This is a genomic window from Acidiphilium sp. C61, from assembly GCF_905116885.1.
In the GTDB taxonomy this organism is placed as follows: Bacteria; Pseudomonadota; Alphaproteobacteria; order Acetobacterales; family Acetobacteraceae; genus Acidiphilium.
Genome location: NZ_CAJHNI010000005.1, coordinates 1,215,109 through 1,240,964 on the forward strand (window position 1 = coordinate 1,215,109; position 25,856 = coordinate 1,240,964).

The 25,856-nt window shown below is 67.3% G+C and carries 23 protein-coding genes; 13 read left to right on the forward strand and 10 right to left on the reverse strand.

The genetic code is table 11. The features are described 5' to 3' along the window. Positions 1–180: 180 nt before the first annotated feature. Both HUW10_RS08475 and HUW10_RS08480 read right to left on the reverse strand, forming a co-directional pair. Entirely contained in the window at positions 181–1,557 is a 1,377-nt protein-coding gene (locus HUW10_RS08475; RefSeq protein WP_174503094.1) for a glutamate--cysteine ligase, read from the reverse strand. 15 nt (positions 1,558–1,572) lie between these two features. Continuing rightward, complete coding sequence (locus HUW10_RS08480) at positions 1,573–2,289, reverse strand: 16S rRNA (uracil(1498)-N(3))-methyltransferase (RefSeq protein WP_174503095.1); 717 nt, start codon at positions 2,287–2,289, stop codon at positions 1,573–1,575. Here HUW10_RS08480 and ubiA point away from each other — a divergent pair. The 6 genes from ubiA to HUW10_RS08510 all read left to right on the forward strand — a co-directional run bounded on the left by ubiA (position 2,288) and on the right by HUW10_RS08510 (position 7,438). Continuing rightward, positions 2,288–3,205, forward strand: a complete 918-nt coding sequence (gene ubiA, locus HUW10_RS08485) for a 4-hydroxybenzoate octaprenyltransferase (protein WP_174503096.1) — start codon at positions 2,288–2,290, stop codon at positions 3,203–3,205. The genes HUW10_RS08480 and ubiA overlap by 2 nt on opposite strands. Further along, entirely contained in the window at positions 3,202–3,846 is a 645-nt protein-coding gene (locus HUW10_RS08490; RefSeq protein ID WP_174503097.1) for a methyltransferase, read from the forward strand. The genes ubiA and HUW10_RS08490 overlap by 4 nt, the downstream gene beginning before the upstream one ends. A 114-nt stretch (positions 3,847–3,960) precedes the next feature. Next, positions 3,961–4,392 (forward strand): succinate dehydrogenase, cytochrome b556 subunit, encoded by a 432-nt coding sequence (gene sdhC / locus HUW10_RS08495; RefSeq protein WP_174503098.1) that lies wholly within the window; start codon positions 3,961–3,963, stop codon positions 4,390–4,392. A 35-nt stretch (positions 4,393–4,427) separates the two neighbouring features. Then, positions 4,428–4,805 (forward strand): succinate dehydrogenase, hydrophobic membrane anchor protein, encoded by a 378-nt coding sequence (gene sdhD / locus HUW10_RS08500; protein WP_174503099.1) that lies wholly within the window; start codon positions 4,428–4,430, stop codon positions 4,803–4,805. Positions 4,806–4,827: 22 nt separating this feature from the next. Continuing rightward, on the forward strand, positions 4,828–6,639 hold the full coding sequence (gene sdhA / locus HUW10_RS08505; protein ID WP_174503100.1) for a succinate dehydrogenase flavoprotein subunit: 1,812 nt from the start codon (positions 4,828–4,830) through the stop codon (positions 6,637–6,639). A gap of 16 nt (positions 6,640–6,655) precedes the next feature. After that, the gene (locus tag HUW10_RS08510; RefSeq protein ID WP_174503101.1) at positions 6,656–7,438 is read left to right on the forward strand and encodes a succinate dehydrogenase iron-sulfur subunit; all 783 of its coding nucleotides are present in this window, start codon (positions 6,656–6,658) and stop codon (positions 7,436–7,438) included. Positions 7,439–7,503: 65 nt separating this feature from the next. Here the strand turns inward: HUW10_RS08510 and HUW10_RS08515 are convergent, their stop codons facing one another. Together HUW10_RS08515 and HUW10_RS08520 are read right to left on the reverse strand one after the other, a co-directional pair. Beyond that, positions 7,504–9,150 carry a stimulus-sensing domain-containing protein gene (locus tag HUW10_RS08515; RefSeq protein ID WP_174503102.1) on the reverse strand — a complete coding sequence of 549 codons (1,647 nt, stop codon included), beginning with the start codon at positions 9,148–9,150 and terminating at the stop codon, positions 7,504–7,506. Further along, complete coding sequence (locus HUW10_RS08520) at positions 9,147–9,848, reverse strand: response regulator transcription factor (RefSeq protein WP_174503103.1); 702 nt, start codon at positions 9,846–9,848, stop codon at positions 9,147–9,149. The genes HUW10_RS08515 and HUW10_RS08520 overlap by 4 nt, the downstream gene beginning before the upstream one ends. A gap of 69 nt (positions 9,849–9,917) precedes the next feature. Between HUW10_RS08520 and HUW10_RS08525 the strand changes: the two genes are divergently transcribed. Both HUW10_RS08525 and HUW10_RS08530 read left to right on the forward strand, forming a co-directional pair. After that, positions 9,918–10,628, forward strand: coding sequence for a HugZ family protein (locus HUW10_RS08525; RefSeq protein ID WP_174503104.1), 711 nt, complete (start codon positions 9,918–9,920; stop codon positions 10,626–10,628). Positions 10,629–10,737: 109 nt separating this feature from the next. After that, positions 10,738–12,360: a phosphoenolpyruvate carboxykinase gene (locus HUW10_RS08530; protein ID WP_174503105.1), complete on the forward strand. Its 1,623-nt coding sequence runs from the start codon at positions 10,738–10,740 to the stop codon at positions 12,358–12,360. 201 nt (positions 12,361–12,561) lie between these two features. Here the strand turns inward: HUW10_RS08530 and HUW10_RS08535 are convergent, their stop codons facing one another. Next, positions 12,562–12,756 (reverse strand): hypothetical protein, encoded by a 195-nt coding sequence (locus HUW10_RS08535; protein WP_174503106.1) that lies wholly within the window; start codon positions 12,754–12,756, stop codon positions 12,562–12,564. Between the two features lie 215 nt (positions 12,757–12,971). Here HUW10_RS08535 and HUW10_RS08540 point away from each other — a divergent pair, with 215 nt between their 5' ends. The 5 genes from HUW10_RS08540 to HUW10_RS08560 all read left to right on the forward strand — a co-directional run bounded on the left by HUW10_RS08540 (position 12,972) and on the right by HUW10_RS08560 (position 18,194). Continuing rightward, entirely contained in the window at positions 12,972–14,141 is a 1,170-nt protein-coding gene (locus HUW10_RS08540; protein ID WP_174503107.1) for an amidohydrolase, read from the forward strand. Further along, positions 14,138–14,827 carry a MarC family protein gene (locus tag HUW10_RS08545; protein ID WP_174503108.1) on the forward strand — a complete coding sequence of 230 codons (690 nt, stop codon included), beginning with the start codon at positions 14,138–14,140 and terminating at the stop codon, positions 14,825–14,827. The genes HUW10_RS08540 and HUW10_RS08545 overlap by 4 nt, the downstream gene beginning before the upstream one ends. Positions 14,828–14,943: 116 nt before the next feature. Continuing rightward, positions 14,944–15,489: a MarR family winged helix-turn-helix transcriptional regulator gene (locus HUW10_RS08550; protein WP_174503109.1), complete on the forward strand. Its 546-nt coding sequence runs from the start codon at positions 14,944–14,946 to the stop codon at positions 15,487–15,489. Then, on the forward strand, positions 15,489–16,592 hold the full coding sequence (locus HUW10_RS08555; RefSeq protein ID WP_174503110.1) for an HlyD family secretion protein: 1,104 nt from the start codon (positions 15,489–15,491) through the stop codon (positions 16,590–16,592). The genes HUW10_RS08550 and HUW10_RS08555 overlap by 1 nt, the downstream gene beginning before the upstream one ends. A gap of 27 nt (positions 16,593–16,619) precedes the next feature. Next, complete coding sequence (locus tag HUW10_RS08560; RefSeq protein WP_174503111.1) at positions 16,620–18,194, forward strand: DHA2 family efflux MFS transporter permease subunit; 1,575 nt, start codon at positions 16,620–16,622, stop codon at positions 18,192–18,194. Positions 18,195–18,242: 48 nt separating this feature from the next. Here HUW10_RS08560 and upp read toward each other — a convergent pair whose 3' ends face one another. Genes upp through HUW10_RS08585 form a run of 5 tightly spaced genes read right to left on the reverse strand, consistent with a single transcriptional unit; the run spans position 18,243 to position 25,854 of the window. Next, the gene (gene upp / locus HUW10_RS08565; RefSeq protein WP_174503112.1) at positions 18,243–18,884 is read right to left on the reverse strand and encodes a uracil phosphoribosyltransferase; all 642 of its coding nucleotides are present in this window, start codon (positions 18,882–18,884) and stop codon (positions 18,243–18,245) included. 24 nt (positions 18,885–18,908) lie between these two features. Continuing rightward, positions 18,909–20,291 carry a glycosyltransferase gene (locus HUW10_RS08570; protein WP_174503113.1) on the reverse strand — a complete coding sequence of 461 codons (1,383 nt, stop codon included), beginning with the start codon at positions 20,289–20,291 and terminating at the stop codon, positions 18,909–18,911. A gap of 13 nt (positions 20,292–20,304) precedes the next feature. Then, positions 20,305–21,234, reverse strand: coding sequence for a hypothetical protein (locus HUW10_RS08575; protein WP_174503114.1), 930 nt, complete (start codon positions 21,232–21,234; stop codon positions 20,305–20,307). Between the two features lie 17 nt (positions 21,235–21,251). Then, a complete protein-coding gene (locus HUW10_RS08580) occupies positions 21,252–24,152 on the reverse strand; it encodes a glycosyltransferase (RefSeq protein ID WP_174503115.1) in 2,901 nt (966 codons plus the stop codon). Next, positions 24,058–25,854 (reverse strand): tetratricopeptide repeat protein, encoded by a 1,797-nt coding sequence (locus HUW10_RS08585; protein WP_174503116.1) that lies wholly within the window; start codon positions 25,852–25,854, stop codon positions 24,058–24,060. The genes HUW10_RS08580 and HUW10_RS08585 overlap by 95 nt, the downstream gene beginning before the upstream one ends. Positions 25,855–25,856: the final 2 nt, after the last annotated feature.

Consider the following 25,856-nt stretch of genomic DNA (forward strand, 5'->3'; position numbering starts at 1 on the left):
GATGGAGGCACCTGATCGGATAAAGATGCTTTGTTTATCGATGTGGAAGAGCACGACATCCGGCCCAGCAGGATCGGAAATTGCTCTAACTCCCTGCCCCCGATATTCGTTCGTGAACATCAGGGGCGGACCGGCAGAGGCAGGTCGTTTGCATGCCCCGGCCTTACTGCCGAGGCGGCGTCAGAGTTGAGCCTCGGCGAAAATGCGGGTGGTGTCGCCGTGCCAGGCGCCGTGATAGCGACCTAGCCAGTGTTCGGCCTGGGTCGGCCCGCCATGGGCGATCGCATCGAGCGGGGCAAGATAGATGCGCTCGTCCTCGCCCGCCGCATTGGTTCGCGCACGCGATTTCAGCCCCTCGGCGGCGATGGCGACAACGTCGCGCGCGAGGTCGCGCAGGGTGCCGGCACCGAGCGCGATATCCAATCCATGCCGAGGAACCTCGTCACGCAGATGGATCATCTGCTCGTAGGAGAGATCCCGGATCAGGGCGCAGGCCGCATCGAGTGCCGCGGCGTCGTAGAACAGGCCGGTCCAGAGCGCAGGCTGGGCCAGCAGCATCGCCGGGTTTCCGGCATCGGCACCGCGGGTCTCGATGAAACGCTTGAGACGGACATCGGGGAAGGTGGTGGTGGTATGATCGGCAAAGTCGCCGATCGTGGCAGGCTCGGTGCCGAGCCCCTCAAGTCGCCCGGCGATGAAATCGCGGAAGGACTTGCCCGAGACGTCGATATATTTTCCATCGCGGTAGACGAAATACATCGGGATATCGAGCATGTAGTCAGCGTAGCGCTCGAAGCCGAAGCCCTCCTCGAAGACCATGCGGGGAATGCCGGCGCGGGCGTTATCGGTATCGAGCCAGACAAGGGCGCGATTGGACAGCAGGCCGTTCGGCTTGCCTTCCATGAAGGGACCATTGGCAAACAGCGCGGTGGCCAGCGGCTGTAGCGCAAGGCCGACGCGCATCTTCTTCACCATGTCGGCTTCGGAGGAAAAATCGAGATTGGCCTGAACGGTGCAGGTGCGCAGCATCATGTCGAGCCCGCGCGTGCCGACTTTCTGCATGTAGGCGCGCATGATCGCGTAGCGGCCCTTGGGCATCCAGGCAAAATCCTCGCGCCGGGCCGTCGGGTGAAAGCCGAGCGGCGCGAAACCGAGACCGAGTTTCGCACCGACACGGTGGACGCGGGCGATATGATCGTCGATCTCGCGCTTTGTATCGTGGATCGAGGCGAGCGGCGCGCCGGACAACTCGAACTGACCGCCGGGCTCGAGGGAGATCGAGAACCCGTCGCCCTTCAGCCCGATCGGGTTGCCGGAATCGTTGATCGGCTCGATGCCCTCATCGGCGGCGATGGTCTCGAGCAGCGCGCGGATTCCGCCCGGTTCGTAGGGCGGCGGAGCAAACGTATCGCGGCGAAAGCCAAAGCTTTCATGCTCGGTACCGACGCGGAACGCATCGCGCGGCTTGCAGCCCGCGGCAAACCAGTCGGCGAGTTGCCGGGCTGCTGGCTGCGCGGGATCGATCGGGGTGGCGTCGGCCTCTCCGGGGTTGGACAAATTCGGCTCCTGAACTCAGCTGGGCGCGGAACCCGCGAGCAGGCGCGCGAGCCCGGCGATGGCGGCAGTCTCGGCGCGCAGGATGCGCGGCCCGAGTGTTACCTGTGACACAAACGCATGGCGGGCCATCGCGTCAAGCTCTTCCGGTGCAAAGCCGCCTTCGGGACCGACCAGCAGGGCATGGGGTTGAAGCGGATCGGCCGGCCACAGGGGAGCGGCATCGCGACGCTCGGCGGCGACAAACAGGCGGCGCGCCGGCGGAAAGGCGGCGAGAAAGCCCGCGAGCGGCAGCGGCTCGGCGATTGCGGGGATGGTCAGGCGCTCGGATTGCTCGGCCGCCTCGGTCGCGATGGCGGCAAGACGGTCGCCACGCAGCCGGGCGGGCTGGGTGCGGGCGGTGAGCACCGGAACGAGGCGGGAGACGCCCAGTTCGGTGGCCTTCTCGACAACGAGTTCAGTCATGTAGCGCCGGATCGGGGCGAAGCAGAGCCAGCAATCAGGCTCGGGCGCGGGGGCGCGTATGCGCTCGCCAAGAACGAGGTGGGCGGCGCGGCGGTCGAGCGCGTCGATCGTCGCGGCAAATTCGCCGGAATCGGCGTTGAAGACCAGCAGGGGATCGCCGGCGCGGCGGCGCATCACGGCGCCGAGATAGTGCGCCTGAGCCGCGGATGTGGCAAGGATCGCGCCGGGCGACAAGGGCAAGGGAAGGTGCAGACGGATGAGCGAGGCCATGGCTGACCCTGTAGCAGGCGGAACGGGTTTTACCGATATCCAGGCCGGGGGATGGGTCGCGCGGCTGCCGGCGCGGCTCAGACCCTTCGCGCTGCTGGCACGGCTGGACCGGCCGATCGGCGTATGGCTGCTGTTCCTGCCGGGCCTGTGGAGCATCCTGCTGGCACGGGCGGGGGTGTGGACGACACTCGGCCTCATCGTTCTGTTCGCATTTGGCGCCGTGGTAATGAGGGCCGCGGGGTGTGTCGTGAACGATTTGTGGGATCGCAAGCTCGACCGGAAGGTGGCACGGACGGCGGCGCGCCCGCTTGCCTCCGGCGCCGTGTCGGTCCCCGCAGCGCTCGGGTTTCTGTTCCTGCTGCTCCTGGCGGGGCTGGCGGTGCTGCTGATGCTGGGGCGGACGGCGCAGATCCTCGGCGTCGTCTCGCTGGTGCTGGTGGCCCTCTACCCGGCGGCGAAGCGGGTAACCTGGTGGCCGCAGGTGATGCTCGGCTTCACCTTCGGCTGGGGCGCGCCGATGGGCTATGCCGCGGCGCACGGCGCGCTCGGCTGGCCGGTGCTGCCGCTCTATGCCGGGACGATTTTGTGGATTCTCGGCTATGACACCATCTATGCGCACCAGGACCGCGAGGACGACGCGCTGGCGGGCATCAAGTCCTCGGCACTCAGGCTTGGCGGGCGGACGCGGCTGTTCGTCGCGCTGTGGTATGCCGGGATGCTGGCGCTGCTCGCCGCCGCGATGGCGATGGCAGGGATCGGGCGGGAGGGGCTCGCCGCGCTCGCGCTGCCGGGGGCGCTGCTGGCCTGGCAGGTGGTACGGCTCGATATCGACGAGCCCGCGCGTTGCCTCGCGCTGTTCAGGCTGAACCGATGGGTCGGGCTGCTGGTGGGGCTGGCGATCCTGATCGGACGATGAAGGACGCATCCGCCTTCATCCGCGCGAGCACGGCGCGGACGACGCCGGCACTGGTGCCGGAAATCGAACTGCATCTGGCCACCGAGATCACGCCGATCTGGCAGGCGACCGAGGCATTCCTGGCGGAAAGCGGCATCGCGCCGCCCTACTGGGCCTTTGCCTGGCCGGGCTCGATCGCGCTGGCGCGGCACGTGCTGGACCACCCGGAGAGCGTGCGCGGCAAGCGGGTGATGGATTTCGCCGCCGGGTCGGGACTGGCCGCGATCGCCGCGGCAAAGGCGGGGGCGGCGCATGTGACGGCCGTGGAGATCGACGCGATGGCCGGTGCCGCGATCCGGCTCAACGCGGCGGCGAACGACGCCGGAGTCGAGATCGTGATCGGGGATGTCACCGGCAGCCTGCCGGCACAGGATCTCATTCTCTGCGGGGATGTCTGCTATGAGAAACCGATGACCTCGCATATCTGGCCGTGGCTGCAGCGCTGCGCGACGACGGCCGAGATATGGATCGCAGATCCCGGCCGCGCCTACGTCCCGCGCGCAGGGCTGGTTGAATTCGGACGCTGCACGGTTCCGACCCTGCACGAACTCGAAAGCAGGGCCGCGCGCGAGACCGTATTGTACCGGATCGCGAACGCTTGACAGTGAATTGACCCTCGCCACCTCGGGGACTAAGCAAGTGCAGCATTTCAATTTCGTCATGTGGCGATATTCGGTTCCCGTCATGCGACGACCGTCAGAAAGGTGATGACGAACATGCAGGATGTGCGTGAGGCGCTCATGCAAGGGCGCAACTCTGCAGGCGGAACGGTCCGCCGGCCCCTGTCGCCCCATCTTCAGGTCTATCGTCCGCAGATCACCTCCACCCTGTCGATCCTGCACCGGATCACCGGAGTTGCGCTGTCCGCCGGGGCCATCCTGCTGTCGCTCTGGCTCGCGGCGGCGGCGACCTCGTCCGGCGCGTTTTCCGTGGCACAGGCGGTCGTCGGCTCGGTGCTCGGCATGATCGTGCTGTTCGGCTTCACGCTCGCCCTCTTCTACCATTTCTGCAACGGCATCCGGCATCTGCTCTGGGATGCCGGGTTCGGGTTCGATCTGCCGAGCGTGCACCGCTCGGGCACCGCCGTGATGCTGGCGGCGGCAGGGCTGACGGTTCTAGTGTGGCTGATCGGGCTGGTGGTGCTGTGAGCGCCGGGGGACCTGCTGGTGAAGGAGTTTCATCGATGAAGATCATGCGGTCCGCACTCGGCCGCGCCCGGGGCATGGGCGCCGCCAAGGCCGGCGTGCATCACTGGTGGGTGCAGCGGCTCACCGCCCTGGCCCTGCTGCCGCTCGCCCTCTACGCCGTGCTCTCGGTGCTGCTGCTCAAGGGGGCAACCCAGGCCGAAATGCTGCGCTATATGGCCGAGCCCTGGAACGGGGTATTGTTCCTCGCCCTGGTCATCGCGCTTTTCTATCACCTGCAGCTGGGTTTGCAGGTCGTGATCGAGGACTACATCCGCTCTGAAGGCAAGCGGCTCACGGTCATGCTCGCGATGCGGGCAACGGCCGGGTTCTTCGGGCTGCTGGCCGTCATCTCGGTTCTGAAACTGTCCTTCTGATCCGCCTGGGGAAATCATCGTCATGAATGCAATGTCGAAGCCGTCGCTCGGCGCCTACACGATCATCGATCACACCTATGACGTCATCGTCGTCGGCGCCGGCGGCTCCGGCCTGCGGGCGACGCTCGGCATGGGCCAGGCCGGGCTCAAGACCGCCTGCATCAGCAAGGTGTTCCCGACCCGCAGCCACACCGTCGCCGCACAGGGCGGCATCGGTGCCGCACTCGGCAACATGGAGCCGGACGATTGGCGCTGGCACATGTATGACACGGTCAAGGGCTCGGACTGGCTCGGCGACCAGGATGCCATCGAATACATGTGCCGCGAGGCGATTCCGGCGATCCACGAGCTCGAGCATTTCGGCGTGCCGTTCAGCCGCACCGAGGATGGCAAGATCTACCAGCGGCCGTTCGGCGGGCACATGAAGGATTTCGGCCAGGCTCCGGTGCGCCGCGCCTGCGCCGCGGCCGACCGCACCGGCCACGCCATCCTGCACACGCTCTACCAGCAGAGCCTGAAGGCGGATGTGGAGTTCTTCGTCGAATATTTCGCCACCGACCTCATCATGGACGACGAGGGCGCATGCCGCGGGGTGATGGCCTGGTGCCTTGAGGACGGGACGATCCACCGCTTCCGCGCCCAGCTCGTGGTGCTGGCGACCGGCGGTTATGGCCGCGCCTATCTCTCCTGCACCTCGGCGCACACCTGCACCGGCGATGGCGGCGGCATGGCGCTGCGCGCCGGGCTGCCGATGCAGGACATGGAGTTCGTGCAGTTCCACCCGACGGGCATCTTCCCGGCCGGCTGCCTCATCACCGAGGGTGCGCGCGGCGAGGGCGGATACCTGACCAACGCCGAGGGCGAGCGCTTCATGGAACGCTACGCGCCGACGGCGAAGGACCTCGCCTCGCGTGACGTGGTGTCCCGCTCGATGACGATCGAGATCATGGAAGGGCGCGGCTGCGGGCCGAACAAGGACCACATCCTGCTCCATCTCGAAGGGCTGAAGCCGGAGCAGCTGCATGAACGGCTGCCGGGGATTTCCGAAACGGCGCGGGTGTTTGCCGGCGTCGACGTGACCAAGGCGCCGATCCCGGTGCTGCCGACCGTGCATTACAACATGGGTGGCATTCCGACGAATTATCGCGCCGAGGTGCTGCGCCCGACCAAGGACAATCCGGACGCGACCGTGCCCGGCCTGATGGCGGTTGGCGAGGCGGCCTGCGTTTCCGTGCACGGCGCGAACCGGCTCGGCACCAACTCGCTGCTCGACCTCGTGGTGTTCGGCCGCGCGGCGGCGCATCAGGCGGCAAAGGTGGTCACACCGGGCGCCACCCAGCCGGCCCTGCCCAGCCGCGCCGGCGAGGCCTCGCTCGACCGTCTGGACGCGACGCGCCACGCCAAGGGCGGCACCACCGTCGCCGCTCTCCGCGACCAGATGCAGCGGACGATGCAGAACCACGCCGCGGTGTTCCGCAACTCCAAGACCCTGAAGGAAGGCGTCGCGAAGATGTCCGGCCTCTGGCAGGGGCTGAAGGACATCTCGATCGCCGATCGCGGGCTGATCTGGAATTCGGACCTGATGGAAGCGCTCGAGCTGCACAACCTCATGGGCAACGCCATCACCACCATGGCCTCGGCCGAGGCCCGGCACGAGAGCCGCGGGGCGCACGCGCATGACGACTTCCCCGAGCGTGAAGACGCCGAGTGGATGAAGCATTCGCTCGCCCATTGCACGGATGAAGGCGATGTGGCGCTCGATTATCGCCCGGTGAGGATGCAGACGCTGACCAACGACGTGTCGGTGTTCCCGCCGAAGAAGCGCGTCTACTGAGAAAGGGTTTCGAACCATGGCCGAACTGACCCTCCCGAAGAACAGCCGCGTCACCCAGGGCAAGACCTACAAGGCCGAGCCGGGGGCGACCCGGGTGAAGAGCTTCAAGGTGTATCGCTGGAACCCCGACGAGGACGCCAATCCGCGCGCCGACACCTATGAGATCGACCTCGACAAGTGCGGGCCGATGGTGCTGGACGCGCTGATCAAGATCAAGAACGAGGTCGACCCCACCCTCACCTTCCGCCGCTCCTGCCGCGAGGGGATCTGCGGCTCCTGCGCGATGAACATCGACGGGACCAACACGCTCGCCTGCCTCAAGCCGATCGAGGAGGTGAAGGAGGCGGTGAACATCAACCCGCTGCCGCACATGCCGGTGGTCAAGGACCTCGTGCCCGACCTCAACCAGGCCTATGCGCAGTATCGCTCGATCGAGCCGTGGCTGCAGGCCGAAACCCCGCCGCCGCCGGATGGCGAGCGCAAGCAGAGCGTCGAGGAACGCGCGGAGCTGGACGGGCTGTGGGAGTGCATCCTGTGCTTCTGCTGCTCGACCTCCTGCCCGTCCTACTGGTGGAACGGCGACCGCTATCTCGGCCCGGCCGTGCTGATGGCGGCGTATCGGTGGATCGCGGATTCGCGCGACGAGGCGACCGGCAAGCGGCTCGATGCGCTGGAAGATCCTTTCAAGCTCTATCGCTGCCACACGATCATGAACTGCACGCAGACCTGCCCGAAGGGGCTGAACCCGGCGAAGGCGATCGGGAAGATCAAGCAGATGATGGTCGAACGCCAGGGGTGACCCCGGCACGCCTTCGGATCGGAAAAGGGTCGGCATAGCGTGCCGGCCCTTTTTTATGGGCGGAATTATCCCCGCGGCAGGCGGATGACGAAGCGGGCGCCGATGACCGCGCCCTCGGGGTCGCGGCGGTTCTCGGCGGTGATGCGGCCCTGATGGGCCTCGATGATCTGCCGGGAGATCGACAGGCCGAGGCCGGAATGGTTGCCGAAGCCCTCGCCCTGCGGGCGCTCGGAGTAGAAACGGTCGAAAACGTGGTCGAGCTTGGCGTCGGGGATGCCGGGGCCTTCGTCCTCGACGGCAAGTTCGACGATGCTGCCGGTGACGCGGCCGCGCAGCCAGATCTTGCCGCCCTGCGGGCTGAAGGAGATCGCGTTGCCGAGCAGGTTTCGCAGCACCTGGACAAGCCGTCCCTCGGCGCCGCGGACAACGAGGCCGGTCTTCGGCGCGTCGAGCACCATCGCCGGCGCGTCGTCCTCGCGGGTGGACTGGTGGATCTCGGCGAGGGCGGCGAGGATGGGGGCGAGGTCGACCGGTTCCAGCGCGGTGCGCGACATTTCGGAATCAAGGCGCGAGGAATCGCTGATGTCGGAGATCAGCCGGTCGAGCCGGCGGACATCCTGCGAAATGATGTCGAACAGGCGGGCGGCGCGGGCGGGATCGTCCATCCGGCGGACGGTCTCGACGGCGGAGCGGATCGAGGAGAGCGGGTTCTTGATCTCGTGCGCGACATCGGCGGCGAAGCGCTCGATCGCGTCCATCCGCGCCCAGAGGGCATGGGCGGATTCCTCCAGCGCGCGGGCGAGGATGCCGATCTCGTCATCGCGGGCGGCGATCGGCGGGGGCACCGGCTCGGTCATCGCGCCGCGGCCCTCGCGCAGGCGGCCGGCCGAGGCGGCAAGGCGGAGCAGCGGGGTCGCGATGGTTCGGGCGAGATAGACCGAGAGCAATACTGTCAGCACCAGGGCGAGCACGAACAGGCCGAGGATCGACACCCGCACGGCAAAGACCGCGCGGTCCACTTCGGTCGCCTCACGGGTGAGGAGTACCGCGCCAACGGTGTTCTTGGCGCGGACGATGGGCTCGGAAACCGTGATCAGCAGCCGGCCATCGGCGGCGCGGCGGATGAAGGGCGGCGCCTCGCGCGCCGGCTGGGCGCTGGTGAGTTTCAGCACCTCCCGCACGCTCGGCTGCCAGCCAAGACCGGAAGCGCCCGGATCGTGCCCGGCGGAAGTTACCTCCGCGCTGGGGAGAAAGGCCACGAACTGGTCATAGAGAAAGCTGACGGCGCGGGCGAAATCGCCGCGCGGGCGGACCGGCGGCAGCGGTTCGGTGATGATGGCGCCGCCCGGCCCCTGGCGGATGCGCGAATTGGCGATCACCCGGCCATCCGGCCCGTAGACCAGCGCCTGTGCGTTCGGCGTCGGCTCGATCAGGCGGTAGAGCAGCGGGCGGGCGAGATCGGGCTTGAGTGCCGGCTGGTTGGCCACATCGGTTTGCACCGCCGATTCGGCGAGCGCGCCGGCATAGATCCGTGCCTGCTCGCGCAGCGCGGTCACCTCGGCGGTCAGCAGACCGTGCTGGTATTGGTCGAGATAGAGCAGGGCGGCGACGATGAGGGCAAGCGGCAGCGCATTGACCAGCAGGATCCGGCGCAGCAGCGGCGAGATCCGCCGCCAGCCGAGCATGGCCGCACCCGGACTGGCGAGGCTCATGCTTCCTTGTAGCGGTAGCCGATGCCGTAGAGCGTCTCGATCTGGTCGAACTCGTCATCGACGGCGCGGAACTTGCGGCGCAGGCGCTTGATGTGGCTGTCGATCGTGCGATCGTCGACATAGACGCTCTCGCCATAGGCGGCGTCGATCAGCTGGTCGCGCGACTTGACCATGCCGGGGCGGGCGGCAAGCGCCTTGACCAGCAGGAATTCGGTGACGGTGAGCTGGATATCCTGCCCCTTCCAGAGACATTGATGCTTGGTCTCATCGAGCGTGAGATCGCCCCTGCCGATGACGCCGGTGGGCGCCGCACCGGAACCTTCGGCGCGGCTCGTCTCGTTGCGACGCAGCAGGGCGCGGATGCGCTCGATCAGCAGGCGCTGGCTGAAGGGCTTGGTGATGTAGTCATCAGCGCCGAGACGCAGGCCCATAAGCTCGTCGAGCTCGTCATCCTTGCTGGTGAGGAAAATGACCGGCATCGCCGAGCGGGCACGCAGACGCTGGAGCAGTTCCATCCCGTCCATGCGCGGCATCTTGATATCGAGCACGGCAAGATCGGCCGGGCGGGTCAGCAGGCCCTGCAGGGCCGACTCCCCGTCGGTATAGGTACGAACGGCATATCCCTCCTGTTCCAGTGTCATCTGCACCGATTCGAGGATGTTCCGGTCGTCGTCGACAAGAGCGATGGTCTGTTTCATGAAAATTTTTGCCTTGCAGCGGACTTCGTCGCATTATCCCGACATGACGTGACGGGAATATGGCGCCAAATGCAAGAGCACCGTGAAATCCAGAATGACATCCACCGCGATGCGCGGCTCCTGCTGCGGGCGGCGCGGTCAGCCAGCCTCGCAGTGATCGAGGATGATTACCCCGCAATCGCTCTGGTCACCCCGGCCGTGCTTCTGGATGGTGACGTGGTGGTGCTGCTCTCGCAGCTTTCCGCCCATACCAGGGCGCTCGACCGCAATCCCGCCTGCGCGTTGATGGTCAGCGGCGAGGCCACCGAGGCAAACCCGCAGACCAGCCCGCGCCTGTCGCTGGTATGCGACGCCGAGCGGTCGGACGCGCCGGAGGACCGGGAGCGCTATCTGACCCTCCATCCCTATGCCCGCCCCTATGCCGGGTTCAGCGATTTCGGAATCTACCGGCTGACACCCGTTGCGGCGCGGTTCGTCGGCGGCTTCGCAAGGGCTGCGACGCTGGATGTCGACCGGCTGACGCCGCGCACGCCGGCGCTGCAGGACGAACGGGCCTGTATCGAGGCAATGGCGACCGTGAACCGAACCCTCGGCGCGCGGCTGGACGAAGCGGCGTTGGCCGCGGGCGGCCAGGGCACCGGATGGACGATGGTGACGCTCGACCCGGACGGGTTCGATCTGGCGCGGGAGGACATCGTGCTGCGGATCGGCTTCGAGCGGATGCTCCGCGTCTATGCAGATGTGTTCACTGTTCTGGCCGATAGCGCGGCGCATGGTTGAGTTTCGCTGAACGCGGTCATATTTTCGCTTTTCAGGTTTGGAAAAACCCGAAAGGGACGGCATAAGGCTTAAATCGAACATCAAAGCCGAGCCAAGAAAGATCAGAGCCGTGACGCCAACGACGACGAACACCGACTCCGCCGCCCGCAACGCGGCGATCCTGGCCCATGCGGGCATTACCCGCGCCGCCACCGTGCATGCGAACCTGACCGCGCCGGCGCTGGTGACCCATGCGCTGCGCCGCGGCGAAGGCCGACTTTCCGCAGATGGTGCGCTGATGGTCGAAACCGGCGTGCATACTGGCCGGTCGGTCGCCGACAAGTTCGTGGTGGATGAGCCGGAAACCACCGCCGAGATCTGGTGGGGCAGCGTCAACCAGAAACTGTCCGCTTCGCATTATGCGACGCTGCGCGGCCGGGTGCAGGCCTTCCTGCAGGACCGCGAACTGTTCGTTCAGGACCTGTTCGCGGGCGCTGATCCGAAAAACCGCATCCGCGTCCGGCTGGTCACCACCAATGCCTGGCAGGCGCTGTTTGCCCGCAACATGTTCATCCGCCCCGCCGAGGCGGAGCTGGAGGGGTTCGAACCTGATTTCGTGATCCTGCACGCGCCGGACTTCGAGGCCGACCCGGCGATCGACGGGGTGCGCTCATCGACGGCGATCGCCCTGTCCTTCGCCGAGCGGCGGATCGTCATCGCCGGAACGCAATATGCCGGCGAGATCAAGAAATCGATCTTCACGGTGATGAACTGGCTGTTGCCCGCCCGCGGCGTGCTGCCGATGCACTGCAGCGCCAATATCGGCCGGGATGATGACGTAGCCCTGTTCTTCGGCCTGTCGGGCACCGGCAAGACCACCCTCTCCTCCGATCCAGCGCGCCGGCTCATCGGCGATGACGAGCATGGCTGGGGGCCGGATGGCGTATTCAACTTCGAGGGCGGCTGCTACGCCAAGGTGATCGATCTCTCCGCCGAGGCCGAGCCGGAAATCCATGCCGCAAGCCATCGCTTCGGCACCGTGCTGGAGAACGTGGTGGCAGATGCGCGCGGGGTGGTGAACCTCGCCGATCGCAGCCTGACCGAGAACACGCGCTCGTGCTACCCGATCGAGTTCATCCCCAATGTCGAGCGCAGCGGCCGTGGCGGCATGCCGCGCAACGTGGTGATGCTGACGGCGGATGCCTTCGGCGTGCTGCCGCCGATCGCGCGGCTCACGCCAGCCCAGGCGATGTATCATTTCCTGTCCGGCTATACCGCCAAGGTGGCCGGTACCGAGAAGGGGCTCGGAAAGGAACCTCAGGCGACGTTCTCCACCTGTTTCGGTGCGCCGTTCCTGCCGCGACCGCCGCGGGTTTACGGCGAATTGCTGGCGAAGCTCATCGCCGAGCATGGAGTGTCGTGCTGGCTGGTGAACACCGGCTGGACCGGCGGCGCGTTCGGCACCGGTCATCGGATGTCGATCCGTCACACGCGCGCCTTGCTCAATGCGGCATTGTCCGGCGCGCTCGATGGCACGAGCTTCCATCCCGACCGGGCGTTCGGGCTGATGATCCCCGATGCGGTCGAGGGCGTGCCCTCTTCGGTGCTCGACCCGCGGGAAGCCTGGGCCGACAAGGCAGCCTATGACCGTCAGGCCGCCGAGCTGGTTGCACGGTTCGAGGAGAATTTCGCCCGTTTCGCCGAAACGGTCGATGAGGATATCCGCGCCGCGGCAATCCGCACGGCGGCCTGACACGGCCAAATCAGGGAGCCCCACCGTCTCCGAAACAACGGAGACGGTCAGCCTTACCGTCTCCCGAACAACCGAGACGGTCGTGACGCAAACAAAACGCCCCTGAAATTCGTGGAAGAATTTCAGGGGCGTCGTTCAGCTTATCGTCACCGGCCTTGCCGCCCGCCGCATGCAGCGGGGGGCAAGATCGGTCAAGTTGCCTCAGTTGTTATGCTGGGCCTCGGCAGGAGCCGTCTGGCCAGCCGTATGGCCGGTCTTGAACTGGGTGCCATAGGCGTTGTTGATCTTCTGCACGAGCTGGTCGTGGGTATTGCCGAAATTGGCGGCATTGGCAGCGGCCGGGGCAATGGCGCCAAGGGCGGCGATGATGGCGATGGTGCGGGTCAGCTTCGTCATGGGAGTCTTCCTTTCTGATCTGGCTTTTCAGCCTTGCTATTCCGGAGCCTCGCTCCGTCTGACCCTCCATATAGACCGTTTGCTGCACCGCAATAACGGGGCGGGAACACCTATCACCCATACGTCAGGCGCATGAAACCTCTCGCCGGCGCGGGTCGGAGCGAAAATCGCGGCATGGGTGACGGCGCCGTGGTTTTGGCCTTATTCTTCCCGCCATGACGATCGACGAGCAGCTCCTGGCCTGGGCGCCGGAATTCTCCGCCTGGCGACGCGACTTCCATGCCCATCCGGAACTCGGCTACCAGGAACGCCGCACCGCGGCGCTGGTGGCGGAACGGCTGACGGCGTTCGGCCTTGACGTCACCACCGGTGTGGGCGGCACCGGGGTCGTCGGCACGCTGCGGGCGGGGTCCGGGAACCGGGCGATCGCGCTGCGCGCCGACATGGATGCACTGCCGATCGAGGAGGCGGGCGATGCGCCCTGGCGCTCGACCACGCCGGGGACGATGCATGCCTGCGGGCATGACGGGCACACCACGATGCTGCTTGCCGCGGCGCGCTACCTCGCCGCGACACGGCGGTTTTCCGGCACCATCCATTTCATCTTCCAGCCTGCCGAGGAAGGCGGCGCCGGCGCGCGGGCAATGCTGGAGGACGGGCTGCTGGAACGCTTCCCCTTTGATTCGGTGTTCGGCGCGCATAACGACCCGCTCCTGCCGATCGGCGTGGTTTCCGCATCCCCGGGCACGGTGAATGCGGCGTCGGACACGCTGATGATCCGGCTGAGCGGCAAGGGCGGGCACGCGGCCCGGCCGCACCAGGCGATCGATCCGATCGTCGCCGGGGCGCAGATCGTGGTCGGCCTGCAGAGCCTGGTGGCCCGGCATGTTGCACCGCTCGAATCGGCGGTCGTCTCGGTCTGTACCTTCCATGCCGGCAGCGCCACCAACGTGATTCCCGAAACGGCGACGCTCTCGGGCACTGTGCGGACGCTGACGCCGCAGGTGCAGGACCAGATGGCGCGCGAGATCCCCGTCCTGGTGCGTGGCCTTGCCGCCGCCGCCGGCGTGGGCGTGGAGGTGGGCTACGAGCGGGGCTATCCGCCGGTCGTCAACGATCCCGCCGCCGCTTCCGCCTTCGCCGAGGCCGCGCGGGCGGTGGTTGGCGCCTCGCAGGTGCGGACCACCATGCCCGCCTCGATGGGTGGAGAGGATTTCGCCTTCTACGCGCTGGAGCGGCCGGGCTGCTTCTTCCGCATCGGCCAGGCGGATGGCGCGCGCGGCGCGGTGCCGCTGCATCATCCGCGCTACGATTTCAACGATGCGATCATCCCGCTCGGCGCGGCGCTGTTCGCCGCGATCGCCGTGCGGGAACTGCCAGCTTGAGCCTGTTCGGGCCTGGGCTGCACGCCTTCCTGCTCGGGTTTCCGGCGCTGCTGTCGATCGTCAATCCGCTGGCCGGGGCGATCATCTTCAACGAGATCACCAGCAATGCGAGCCGGCCGGTGCGGGCGACGCTGGCGCGCAAGGTAGGGCTGAACAGCGCCGCGGTGATGCTCGTCTCGCTCTGGGCAGGCAGCTATATCCTGAATTTCTTCGGCATCACGCTGAACGCCCTGCGACTGGCCGGCGGCGCCGTGGTGGCGAGCCGGGCGTTCCAGATGCTGAACGCACCGGAAGTGACCGAGGCGCGGAAACAGGCACAGGCGGCCAGTTCCCTGCCAGCACCGGACCAGGACCCGGACGATATCGCCTCGATGGCATTCTTTCCGCTCACCCTGCCCTTCACCACCGGGCCGGGAACCATTGCGGTCGCGGTGACGCTGGGGACGGAGCGCGGCGCCTATGGCACGCCGCTCGGCGCGTTCTTCGCCGGCATGTCGCTCGCGGCAATCGCGATCGCGGCGATCACCTGGATCAGCTATGCGGCGGCCGACCGGCTGGACGTGATTCTCGGCGCGAACGGGCGGCGCGTGCTGTCGCGGCTCGCGGCGTTCATCCTGCTGGGAATCGGCGTACAGATCATGATGACCGGCGCCATTCCGGTGTTGCACGAAGCGCTGGCTGGGTGAGCACCCGAACCCGGCGCGGGACGCGCAAGGGCATGAAACGGGGACCGGCCTCTGCGAAAAACGCAGAACTGCGGCAGTAGCACTTACTCGTAACGCACCTTACTATCTCAGGTGCTATGTCCCAATTGCCCACCGAACCCGACCTGCTACTGCTGCTGCACGATGTGGCGCGGCTGCTGCGGCTCGAAACCGATCGCCGCGCCAGGCTGCACGGCATGAACCGCGCGCAATGGGCGATGCTGATCAAGCTGTCCCGCCATCCCGGCCTATCGCAAAAGGATCTAGCCGAATTGCTCGAGGTCGAGCCGATGAGCGTCGCGCGGCTGACCGACCGGCTGGCGGCGCGCAACCTGGTGGAGCGGCGGGCCGACCCGCGTGACCGGCGGATCTGGCGCCTGCACCTGACCGAAGCGGCGCAGCCGCTCCTCGCCGAGATCGAAACCCAGCGCGGCGCGGTCGCCGCACTGATCGGCAACGGCATCCCGCCCGAGACGATGGACACGCTGGTTACGGGATTGCTGCGGATCAAGGCGACCCTGCTCGGCGCGGGCCGCTGCGGGGCCGCGACACATGACGAGACCGGCGCGGCAGATCACGGCACGATGGCCGGCGACGCGCCTTCCGAAAATACCACGGCAGACGCCGAACAGGAGATGGTTTGATGTCCCATACGAGTACAGCCACCGGCCCTGTGGCCCGCGAGGCCGAGACCCGCGAGGGGGCGACGCGGAGTCGCCGCTCGGGCCGGATGCTGCGGCCCTTGCTCATGATCGGCGGCGTGGCGGTGATCCTCGGCGCCATCCTTGTCTACTGGCTGGTGAGCGGTGGGACGGTGAGCGTGACCGACACCTATGTCCAGGCGGGCAAGGTGGCGCTGTCCACCGACGTGTCGGGCCTGGTGGAAACCATCGATGTTCACGATAACGAGGCGGTGACGAAGGGCCAGAAGCTGTTCACCCTCGATCCCTCGCGCTTCGAGGTGGCAATCGCGCAGGCGAAGGCCAATCTCGCCGAGGTCACCCAGCAGGTCGAGGCAACGCGGGCCGGGTACAGCGCCGAGATCGCCAAGATCCGCACCCAGCAATCGGTGGTCGATAATGACAGGCTGAACTTCAAGCGCTACGCCGCGCTGGTGCATACCGGCGGCGTGACGCGCACCGCCTATGACGATGCGAAATACAAGCTCCAGGGCGACGAGGCGACGCTGGATGCGATGACCGCGCAGGCGGGGGTCGATCTCGCGAAACTGTCGGGCAATCCGAAGATCAAGGTGGAAGACACGCCGCAATACAAGGCGGCGAAGGCAGCTTTGGCCACCGCCGAGCTGAACTACCGCCATTCCATCGTGCGCGCGCCCTTCGCCGGGGTGGTCACCGAGACCGACAAGTTGCGTCCGGGCATGTTCCTGCCGGCCGGCACCGCCGCCTTTGCCCTGGTCTCGAACACGGATGTATGGATCCGCTCGCAGCCGAAGGAGACCTCGCTGACCTGGGTGAAGCCGGGGGACAAGGTGAGCGTGCATGTCGATACCTATCCGGGCCGGACCTGGCAGGGCGTCGTCGCCAGCATCGCGCCGGCCAGCGGATCGAGCTTCTCGATCCTGCCGGCAGAGAATTCCTCGGGCAACTGGGTGAAAGTCGTGCAGCGCATTCCGCTGCGGGTGAACATTACCGGCGGGCCGAAGAACCTCGTGCTGCGCAACGGCATGACCGCCGAGATCACGATCCATACCGGGCATCAGAACCGGCTTGCGGACCTGTTCTGAGCCGGATTGACCGAGGAGCGCTGAACCATGGCAGGGCCGGCTGCGCACGAGGAGGAAATGCAGCTCAGCGGGCTGCCACGAGCGATCGTGACGATCGGCTGCATGATCGGCACGCTGATGCAGGCGCTGGACGCGACCATCGCCAACGTCTCGCTGCCCTACATGCAGGGCTCGCTCTCGGCCTCGTATGACGAGATCACCTGGGTTCTGACCTCCTACGTGATCGCCGCCGCGATCATGACCGCGCCGGTCGGCTGGCTCGCCGCGCAGTATGGGCGAAAGAACATCTTCCTGATCTCGCTGATCGGCTTCACCGTCAGCTCGATGATGTGCGGCGTTGCCACCTCGCTCGGCGAGATGGTACTGGACCGGCTGCTGCAGGGCATGTTCGGCGCAGCACTGGTGCCGCTCAGCCAGTCCACCATGCTGGACATCTACCCGGTCGAGAAGCGCGGCTCGGCAATGGCGATCTGGGGCGTCGGCGTGATGATCGGGCCGATCCTGGGGCCGACGCTGGGCGGCTATCTCACCTATTTCTATGACTGGCGCTACGTGTTCTTCGTCAACGTGCCGTTTGGCATCGCCGCCCTGCTGGCGCTCGGCGCCTTCATGCCGAAGCGGGCGAAGCGGCCGGCAAGCGGGCATTTCGACTGGACCGGCTTTGCCGTGCTGTCGCTCTTTCTCGGCTCGCTGCAGATCATGCTTGACCGCGGGCAGGAAAAGGACTGGTTCGGCTCGCCGGAAATCGTCACCTTCGCGGTGCTGGCTGTCATCGGGCTCTACCTCTTCATCGTCCACATGATGACGGCGAAGGCGCCGTTCATCCCGCGCGGCGTGTTCGCCGACCGCAACCTTAATGCCGGACTGATCACCATGTTCGCGGTCGGCTCGGTGCTGCTCTCCTCGGCAACATTGATGCCGCCCTTCCTGGAAAAGCTCGGCAACTACCCGGTGGAGACCGCAGGCCTCGTGATGGCGCCTCGCGGCATCGGCACGATGGGGGCGATGATGCTGGCCGGGCGGCTGGCCAACAAGATCGATCCGCGGGCGCTGATGGCGGCGGGCTTTGCGCTGCTCGTCATTTCCTTCTGGATGATGCAGCAATGGCTGCCATCATCGCCGCAGGGCTACATGATCGAAACGCTGATCGTGCAGGGAATGGGGCTCGGCTTCGTGTTCACGCCGCTTCAGGTGGTCGCCTTCTACACCCTACCGCAGGCGCTGCGCACACAGGGAACTTCGCTGCTCAGCCTGATGCGCAATATCGGCATGGCGGTCGGTATTTCCGTCACCGAGGCGGTGCAGGTGCAGATGGCGCAGGTGAACCACGCGACACTGGCCGACCACGTGACACCGTTCAGCCGCAACCTTCAGGTTGGGGGCGCGGTATCGCACATGCTCAATCCCCTCACCCATGCCGGCGCCGCGCTGCTCAACGCAACCCTTGACCAGCAGGCGCAGATCATCTCGTTCATCGACTCGTTCAAGTTCATGATGATCGTGAGCATTCCAACCATGTTCTGCCTGTTGCTGATGCGCCGCCCGCCGCGCGCCGCCATGGCCGGAACGGTGGAAAAGCCGGAAATGGCGGTCATGGAATAGAGCAGGTTCCGATCCATCCGGATCGGATGCCGTGCTCTATCTTGCTGGTCATTTCGTGCCGAACAGACGGTCCCCGGCGTCGCCAAGGCCAGGGCGGATATAGGCATGCTCGTCGAGCTGCCGGTCGATCGCCGCAGCAAAGATCGGGACATCGGGATGGGCGGCGCGCAGCGCGGCGATGCCTTCCGGGGCTGCGATCAGGCAGACGAACTTCATCGCCCCCGCTCCTGCCCGCTTCAGCCGTGCGAGGGCCGCCGCCGCCGAATGGCCGGTGGCGAGCATCGGGTCGACCACCACGGTCAGGCGCTGGTCCATGTCGTCCGGTACCTTGAAGTAATATTCGATCGGCTCGTGCGAGATCGGATCGCGATAGAGGCCGATATGGCCGATCCGCGCCGAGGGAACGAGATCGACCATGCCATCGAGAATGCCATTGCCGGCGCGCAGGATTGAAATGAAGCAGAGTTTCTTGCCGGAAACCTGCCGGGCCGTCATCGGTTCCAGCGGCGTTTCGATATGGACCGGCTCGGTCGGCAGATCGCGCAGCACCTCATAGCCCATCAGCAGGCTGATCTCGCGAACGAGCCGGCGAAAATCGCCGGTTGGCGTTGCCGCGGCGCGCAGCAGGGCCAGCTTGTGCGCGACCAGCGGATGGTCGATCACCATGACATCGTCAGGCTTGGCCTGCATCGCGGACTCCTGCCGCCCGGAGGTTCAGCGCCGGTGCGCGGCCGCCCGGGGCTTCGCGGCCGCCGCTTTCCTTACGGCGGTCGGCCTCGCTGGGGAAGCTTTCGCATCGGCTGGCTTCCCCTTGGCGACCTTCGCGACGCGCGCAGGCTTGGCGCCAGAGCGCGGCGAACGCACCTCCGGCACGATCTCACGGCCGGCGATGCGGGCCATCTCGGCGCGGAAATCACGCAGATACTGGGCGAGATCGAGATTCGCGACCGCATAGGCATGGGCGTTTTCGCCAAGGCGCGCGGCAAGATCGCGCTCCTCCAGCATACGCAGCACACTGTCCGCCACCGAATCGGGATCTAGATTCCCGGCAACGAGGCCGGTCTGCCCGTCATCGATGAATTCGGTGATGGTTCTGGTGTCGCCGCCGATGATGGGCGCGCCGATCGCCATCGCCTCGCGCAGGCTCCAGGACGCGACGAAGGGATACGACAGATACACGTGCGCATCCGACCGGCGGAGCAGCGCGACATGATCCTCGTAGGGAACGCGACCAAGGAAATGCACCCGCGACAGGTCGATCCGGTCGCCAAGTTCGTTCATCATGACGCTGCGCCAGGTGCCCTGCTGCGGCGGCGCGCCATAGCTGATCTCGTCACCGCCGACGAGGGAAACCACCACGTCCTTGCGGGCTTCGAGGATGCGCGGCAGGGCGCGCATGAAGGTATGATAGCCGCGATAGGGCTCGAGATTGCGGGCGACATAGGTGACGAGTTTCTGCCGTGGCGAGACGCTGAGCGGGCCGACCTTGAGCGTGCGGCGACGCTGCGCCGGATCGGGGCGGCAGATGTCGAGATCGACCCCCTCGCGCACGATGGACAACCGCCCCTGCATCCAGTCGGGGTAGGTGCTGCGCTGCCAGTCGGTCGGGGTCTGACCATGCTGGCCAAGGGCGAAGGCGAGGTGGTTCACCCCGTTTTTCGCCCGCACCATGCCGAAGCGCTCGGGCGGCATCGGGAATTCGGGATCGTAATTCACGTCGGTCCCGTCGATCCGGTAATAGAATTCGAAATAGCCAAGAATCGGTACGCCGGGAAAGACATCGCAGAGATTGAGCATCTCCCCCCAGCCGTGATGGCCGACGATGATGTCCGGCTGGAAGCCGAGGTTGCGGATCTGCATCGCCCCGGCATAGCCGGCCTCGGCGCGGCGCATCGCCATGTCGTATTCGCGGGCGGCGGGATGCACGATGTCCGGGCTTTGGGGCGGCAAAGCATAGGTGACCTTGCGCACGCCGGATATCTGATTCCGGTTCGGTTCGGTCATGAACACGATCTCGTGCCCGCCCTCGGCCAGGAGATCACGCACGATGTGCAGGTACTGGCCCGGAAAATTCTGGTGGACGAAAAGGAACTTCACGTCACTCCCCCAGTCAGCGGCGGGCGCGCGTGGCTGATTTCGCCGATTGTCGGGGCAGCAGGGTGATGCGCACGGCCTCGAGGGCTGACAGGCTCTCGGCCTCGCAGGTTTCATCGCTGCCGAGCGGACCGGCTTTGGAACCGTCAACGAAGCTGGCCTCGCATTTCAGGTCGAACTGCTTGGCTGCCTCGCCCTGCAGGCGCACGCGGAAGCCGAGCAGCGGCAGAGCCATGCCGCGGCTGCCGCAATACTGGCCAGCATCGACCCAGGGCGAGAGCCAGCCGCGGCCGAGCACCGCCTGATACGACAGATCGGCCGGATCGAATCCCTCGGGTGCCGCGATGGCGATGCCTTCGATCCAGGCGCCTGACCCCGCCTCGCCCAGCCAGTCGCCAAAGCGGGCGCCGACATCGCCGCGGGTCTGGATATGGGCGAGCAGATCCATGCGTTCCGGCGCGGCCGGCGTGGCAGGCTGGGAGGCGGCAGGCGCGGGAGCCGGCGCAGCGACGCCGCCGGCAAGGCGCAGAACCTGTAACCGGGGAGCGGAATCGGCCTGGCCGGCCTGCTGGTAGACCGTCACCATCACCTGGGCGGGGCCGCGCGACACACGGATGAGGGCAGCGTCACCCACGCCGGACAGCCAGCCATCCGGGCGAAAGGCGAGGATTTCGACGGTATCGGGTGCCTGCGGCGGCGGCGAAATCCGCACGCCCGGCAGTCCGCCGCGCTGCGCAGCGCCGGGACTGGCCTCGTTGACGAGACAGAACAGACCGGCATCCAGCGTCATCATATGCGCGGATACCTTGAGTTCCTCGATCCCCGCGGCACGCGCGCTGGTGGGGTCCGGGGCAGCCTGCTGCTGCGGCGCGGCTGGCGCGGCGGCGCGGGAAGGGGTTTTGCGGGCAGGCGCCAAAGGCTTGGACGGCTTGGACGGCTTGGACATTCTGGGTCTCTCCATGGTCAGAACGGTCGGAAAAGAGGCGATGGCAGCGCCGGGGCACCGATGGTCCGGGGCGGCGGCTGCCAGGTCAGGAGCACATCGTTGATCCGAGCCGGCGGAAGGCCGAGCGGCAACACGGCACCCCAGCCGGTGGCGCGGATCCGATCGGCCGGGGCACCGATATCGAACCCGATGACGTTCAGGCCGGCGCGCCAGAGCTCGCCCAGGGCGAAGCACCAGGTTTCCGGCCAGATCGAGGGAAGAAAGCCCAGCACGGCACCCGAACCGCGCAGCAGCGCCTGCGCTTCGCCCTCGCGATATGTTCCGGTGATACGCACCCGGCCGGTGGCGATCAGCGCGGTGTCGTCCTCGCTTGCCCCGGCGAGCAGGAAGGAGAGCGGCAGGTCGCGGGCAGCGGCGTCACGCGCGCAGTCGATCAGCAGGTCATACCCCTTGGGCGCGCCGATCCCCCCCGCGAGCGCGACCAGGCGGGGCACGCCACGGGGCGGCGGCGCCGGCGGCGGCAGGCCGGCATCGTCTTCCCATGGGCTTATAGTGATGGCGATCCCCGGGAAATGGCGGCGCAGCCGGGCAGCGGTATCGGCGGAAGGCACGATGATCTGCCGCGCGGTGGCGAACTCCCTGGCCGATCGGGCGCGCAGGGACGCGGGTGCGATCGGGTCGTTCAGATCGCTGCCCGCGGTGGCGACACAATCGGCACAGCCCGCAGCATCGGGCTCGCCGCAATAGCGGCGATGCGGGCCGACGAGATGAACCCGCTTGCAGAAGGGGGAGTAGTCGTGAACCACATGATCGGTCGGAACGCCGAGGCGCGTTGCGAGGGTGCGGATCGCCGGTGCATGCCCGAGCGTGTGGTGGAACTCGACGTGACGCACATCTTCCCGGCGGAGCAGGTCGACCAGCCCGGCCATTTCACGGCTGAGGTCGAACGTCAGGTTCGGATAGGCTGCGGAACTGCCATCGGCGAGGCGCGTGGGGCCGGTCTTGCTGATCGTGCCGTCAGGACCGACCAGGTCTGGGCTGAGCAGGATGGGCCGCAGCCCCGCCTCCCGCAGTGCGGCCACCCGAGCGTCGACGACACGGGCGATGCCGCCGCCATGATCATGGGTGACCAGCGCCACGGCGCCGCGTCCGCAACGCCCGGCGGCGAAGCGGGCGATATCGAGGCGCCGCCGCGCGCCGTGCAGCGGATCCGTCGTCTCATGTGCGGCGACCAGCGTGGCATAGCCAGGATGACGGCGCTCGAGCAGCGCGAGGTTACGGGCGCGCAGGCCCGCCGCACCTGGCCCGAAAGATACGCTGCCGCGATGCGCGACGAAAATTCCGGGCGCGCCGACATGACGCCATCCCCGGCGCGCCGCGCGGCGGCACCAGTCGTTCTCCTCGCCATAGCCCTGGGCGAAAAGCGTGGCGTCAAACCCGCCGACGGCATCCAGAGCGTCATGACGGATCGCCATGCAGAAACCGATAGCGGTGGGGATGTCGATCAGGGTGCGCCCATTGGTGCGGCGGCACAGCGCGTCGAACTCAACGGTCGCGGCTTCGTCGGGTACGGGATTGCCGCCCGTACGGGCCGGATAGCTCATGATCGTCGCCTCGTTCGAGAGCGGCGTGACGCTGGCGATATCGGGGGCGCGATACAGCGCGTCATGCAGTCGAGCTGGGGCGGATGGCGGCAGCAGGATGTCGGCGTTGAGCAGCAGGATGTCACAGCCGGCAGCAAGGCGCCGGGCAATGGCGATGCCGGCATTGGCGGCAGCGGGAAAACCGCGGTTGCGGCGGTGGCGCCGCAGCACGATGCGTCCGGCGGCGGCCTCCCTATCCAAAAGGCAAACAAGCGCGGGTTCGGGCGATGCGTCATCCACCACAACCAGCGGGCATCGCGGAGCTGCGCGTCGGAACGTGGCAATGGCGTCGGCCGTTGCCACGGCGTCACGATAGGCCGGCATTACGGCGCAGAGCGGAGCGCGGGGTGGCAGGACGGGAGCGCGCCGGCGAGCCCGGTCCGGCTTCAGGGCAGCGAGGGCTGCGGGATCGATCGGCGTGCCGGCCAGGACGCCGCCATACTCGGTCTCGATCGTGAAGGGCGGAACAAGGCCGGCAAGGCGGGCAGGGCCGATGCGAAAGCCATGGCGCTCCCCGAACGGCATGTGCTCCGAAGGGCCGAGGCGACGACCTGGCGTGACGGTGCGGCGGGCACCGTTCCGATCCACAAGGGTGAGGCGCGGCACCCGCCACGCCGCTGCGGGATAGGCAACCCAGCCCTTGATCCCCTGCCCCGCCGGCAATGCGACGCCTTCATGGCGGCAAATCGCGACGAGGTCCGGCGCGCCGAGAAGGCCAGCACCATCCGGACCTTCGCCGACGATCTGGCCTCCGGCGGCGCCGCGCCAGCCGGCACGGCCGGCGCCAAACGCAATGCCGCGGGCAAATGCTTCGAAACTGCCCCCGTCCTTGAGGACCGGCGGCACCTCATGACGGGACAGCAGGGCGGCCAGAGCGGCGGCAGCCTCCTCATGCGCGCCTTCGGCGTAACGAAGGCGGGCCAGGGCAATCCATGCATCGGCGTGATCGAAGCGCTCGGCGATCTCGGCGAGGGCGGTGGGGGCGGCAGAATCCCCGGTCGCGGCCAGAAGGAGGGCGCGCTCAAACCGCGGCCGTCCATCATCGGGCGCCAGGCGACAGACGCGATCGAGCCAGAATGCCGCGCCAGCGGCATCCCGCGCGGCAAGGGCGAGGCCAGCCCGGCGCCACGCGTCGACCGCCTCCGCATTGCGGCGGCGGCGTATATCCGCAAGGGGGGACTTAGCCGCCTGCGGCACGGACGGAAGCGGGGTCTGACCCGGCAGGCGTGGAGGCGTCGGAGGCGTCTGCAAGGGCTTCGAGGTCAGCGCGGGCATCCTCGATGCCCTGGGCGAGGGCACGGACCAGCCAGGCTTCGGCTTCTACCGGATCGGGCGGACCGGCCAACCCCTTGCGGAGCCAGCGGCCAAGCATCAGCTGCGCGATCGGATGGTCTGCCTCGGCGGCGCGGCGATACCAGTACAACGCCGCCGCGCGGTCGACCGGGATGTCATGCCCGCCGCCATGCAGTGCGCCGAGCGCGAACATCGCGCCGGAATGGCCGGCTTCGGCAATCCTCAGAAAAATGTCGCGCGCGCCCTCATGGTCGCGGGAAGTGCCGCGGGCATGCAGCTTCATTTCGGCCTGCTCGGCGAGAGCATCGACCATGCCGGTGTCAGCAGCGCGGCTGATCCACTCATAGGCCGCAACCGGATCGGCGGCGACACCCCTGCCCTGAAGCAGCATCACCCCGTACAGGTACTGGGCATTGACAATATTGTCGGCGGCACGGCGCAGCCACGTCATCCCCTTCGTGTCGTCGCGGGCGATTCCGACACCCTCGAGGAGACAGACCGCGTAGTTGAACGCGCCGATCGCGTCGCCGGAACTCGCGGCACGTTCGAACCATTCATGGATCGGCAGACCATCGACCGAGGCGTTGCGGACCTGCCGGCGCAGAACAAGACTCGCAAGATCGATCTGGGCATCGGTATCGCCGCCGCTGGCCGCGCGGGCGAGCCAGCGGGAAGCTTCATCGGCATCGCGCGCCACGCCGGCGCCGGTCAGGTAAAGCATGCCGAGGGCGCGTGCGGCGGTGCGGTGGCCGGCTTCGGCCGCGGCGTGGAACCAGATCGCGGCTTCGGCGTAGTTCGGCGGCAGATCTCCGCCGCGGGCGTAGAGGTCGCCGACGAGGGCGGCGGCTTCCGGATCGCCGGCAACGGCGGCCCGACGCAGCCAGGACTCCCCCTCGACAGGGTCCGGCGCGCAGCCCTGCCCGGACAGCAGCATCACACCCAGCTTCGCCTGCGCGTTGCGGATGCCGTGGATCGCCGCCTTGCGGTAGTGGGCCAGGGCGCGTGGCAGATCGGGCAGGATGCCGACCGCCTGCTCGTTGATGACACCGAGCAGGAAATGCGCGCTGGGCAGCCCCGCATCGGCGGCACGCTCGATCGGCCGGATCGCCTCGACCGTCTTTTCCGCCGTATCCGCGCGGTTCATCAGCAGCATGCCATAGCCGAGATGGCCGGATGGCCAGTCCTGCGCCGCGGATTTGCCATACCATTCGAGGGCGGCGTCCCGGTCGAGAATGCCATCGGGGCCGTTGGCCAGGATGAAGCCGAGGAGCGACTGGCCGTCGGCGGAGCCAGCCTCGGCCGCCTTGCGGGCCCAGACGAGTGCCGCCGGATAATCCGCAGCGGCGGTGTCCGTCGTCCAGTGATCGTCGGGGAACAGGCCGACGCCGGAAGCAGGCGCCGAAACGCCAATCAGATACAGGCTGGCAAGACGGCACATGCTCGGAACATGCCCGGCCTCGGCGGCGGCAAGAAACCAGCGCGCGGCCTCGCCGGGGTTGCGGGGAAACAGGGTGCCGGCGAGATAGGCGTGAGCCACCTCGTGCTGCGCCTCGACAAGGCCGGCAGCTGCGGCTGCGCTGAGGAGCCGCGCAGCTCGGACGCTCTGCCCGCCGGCAGCCAGCCGGCGCGCCCGCCGCAGCGCGCGGGCCGGCGAGCGGGACACAAGGTGGTCGATGAGCTTCATCG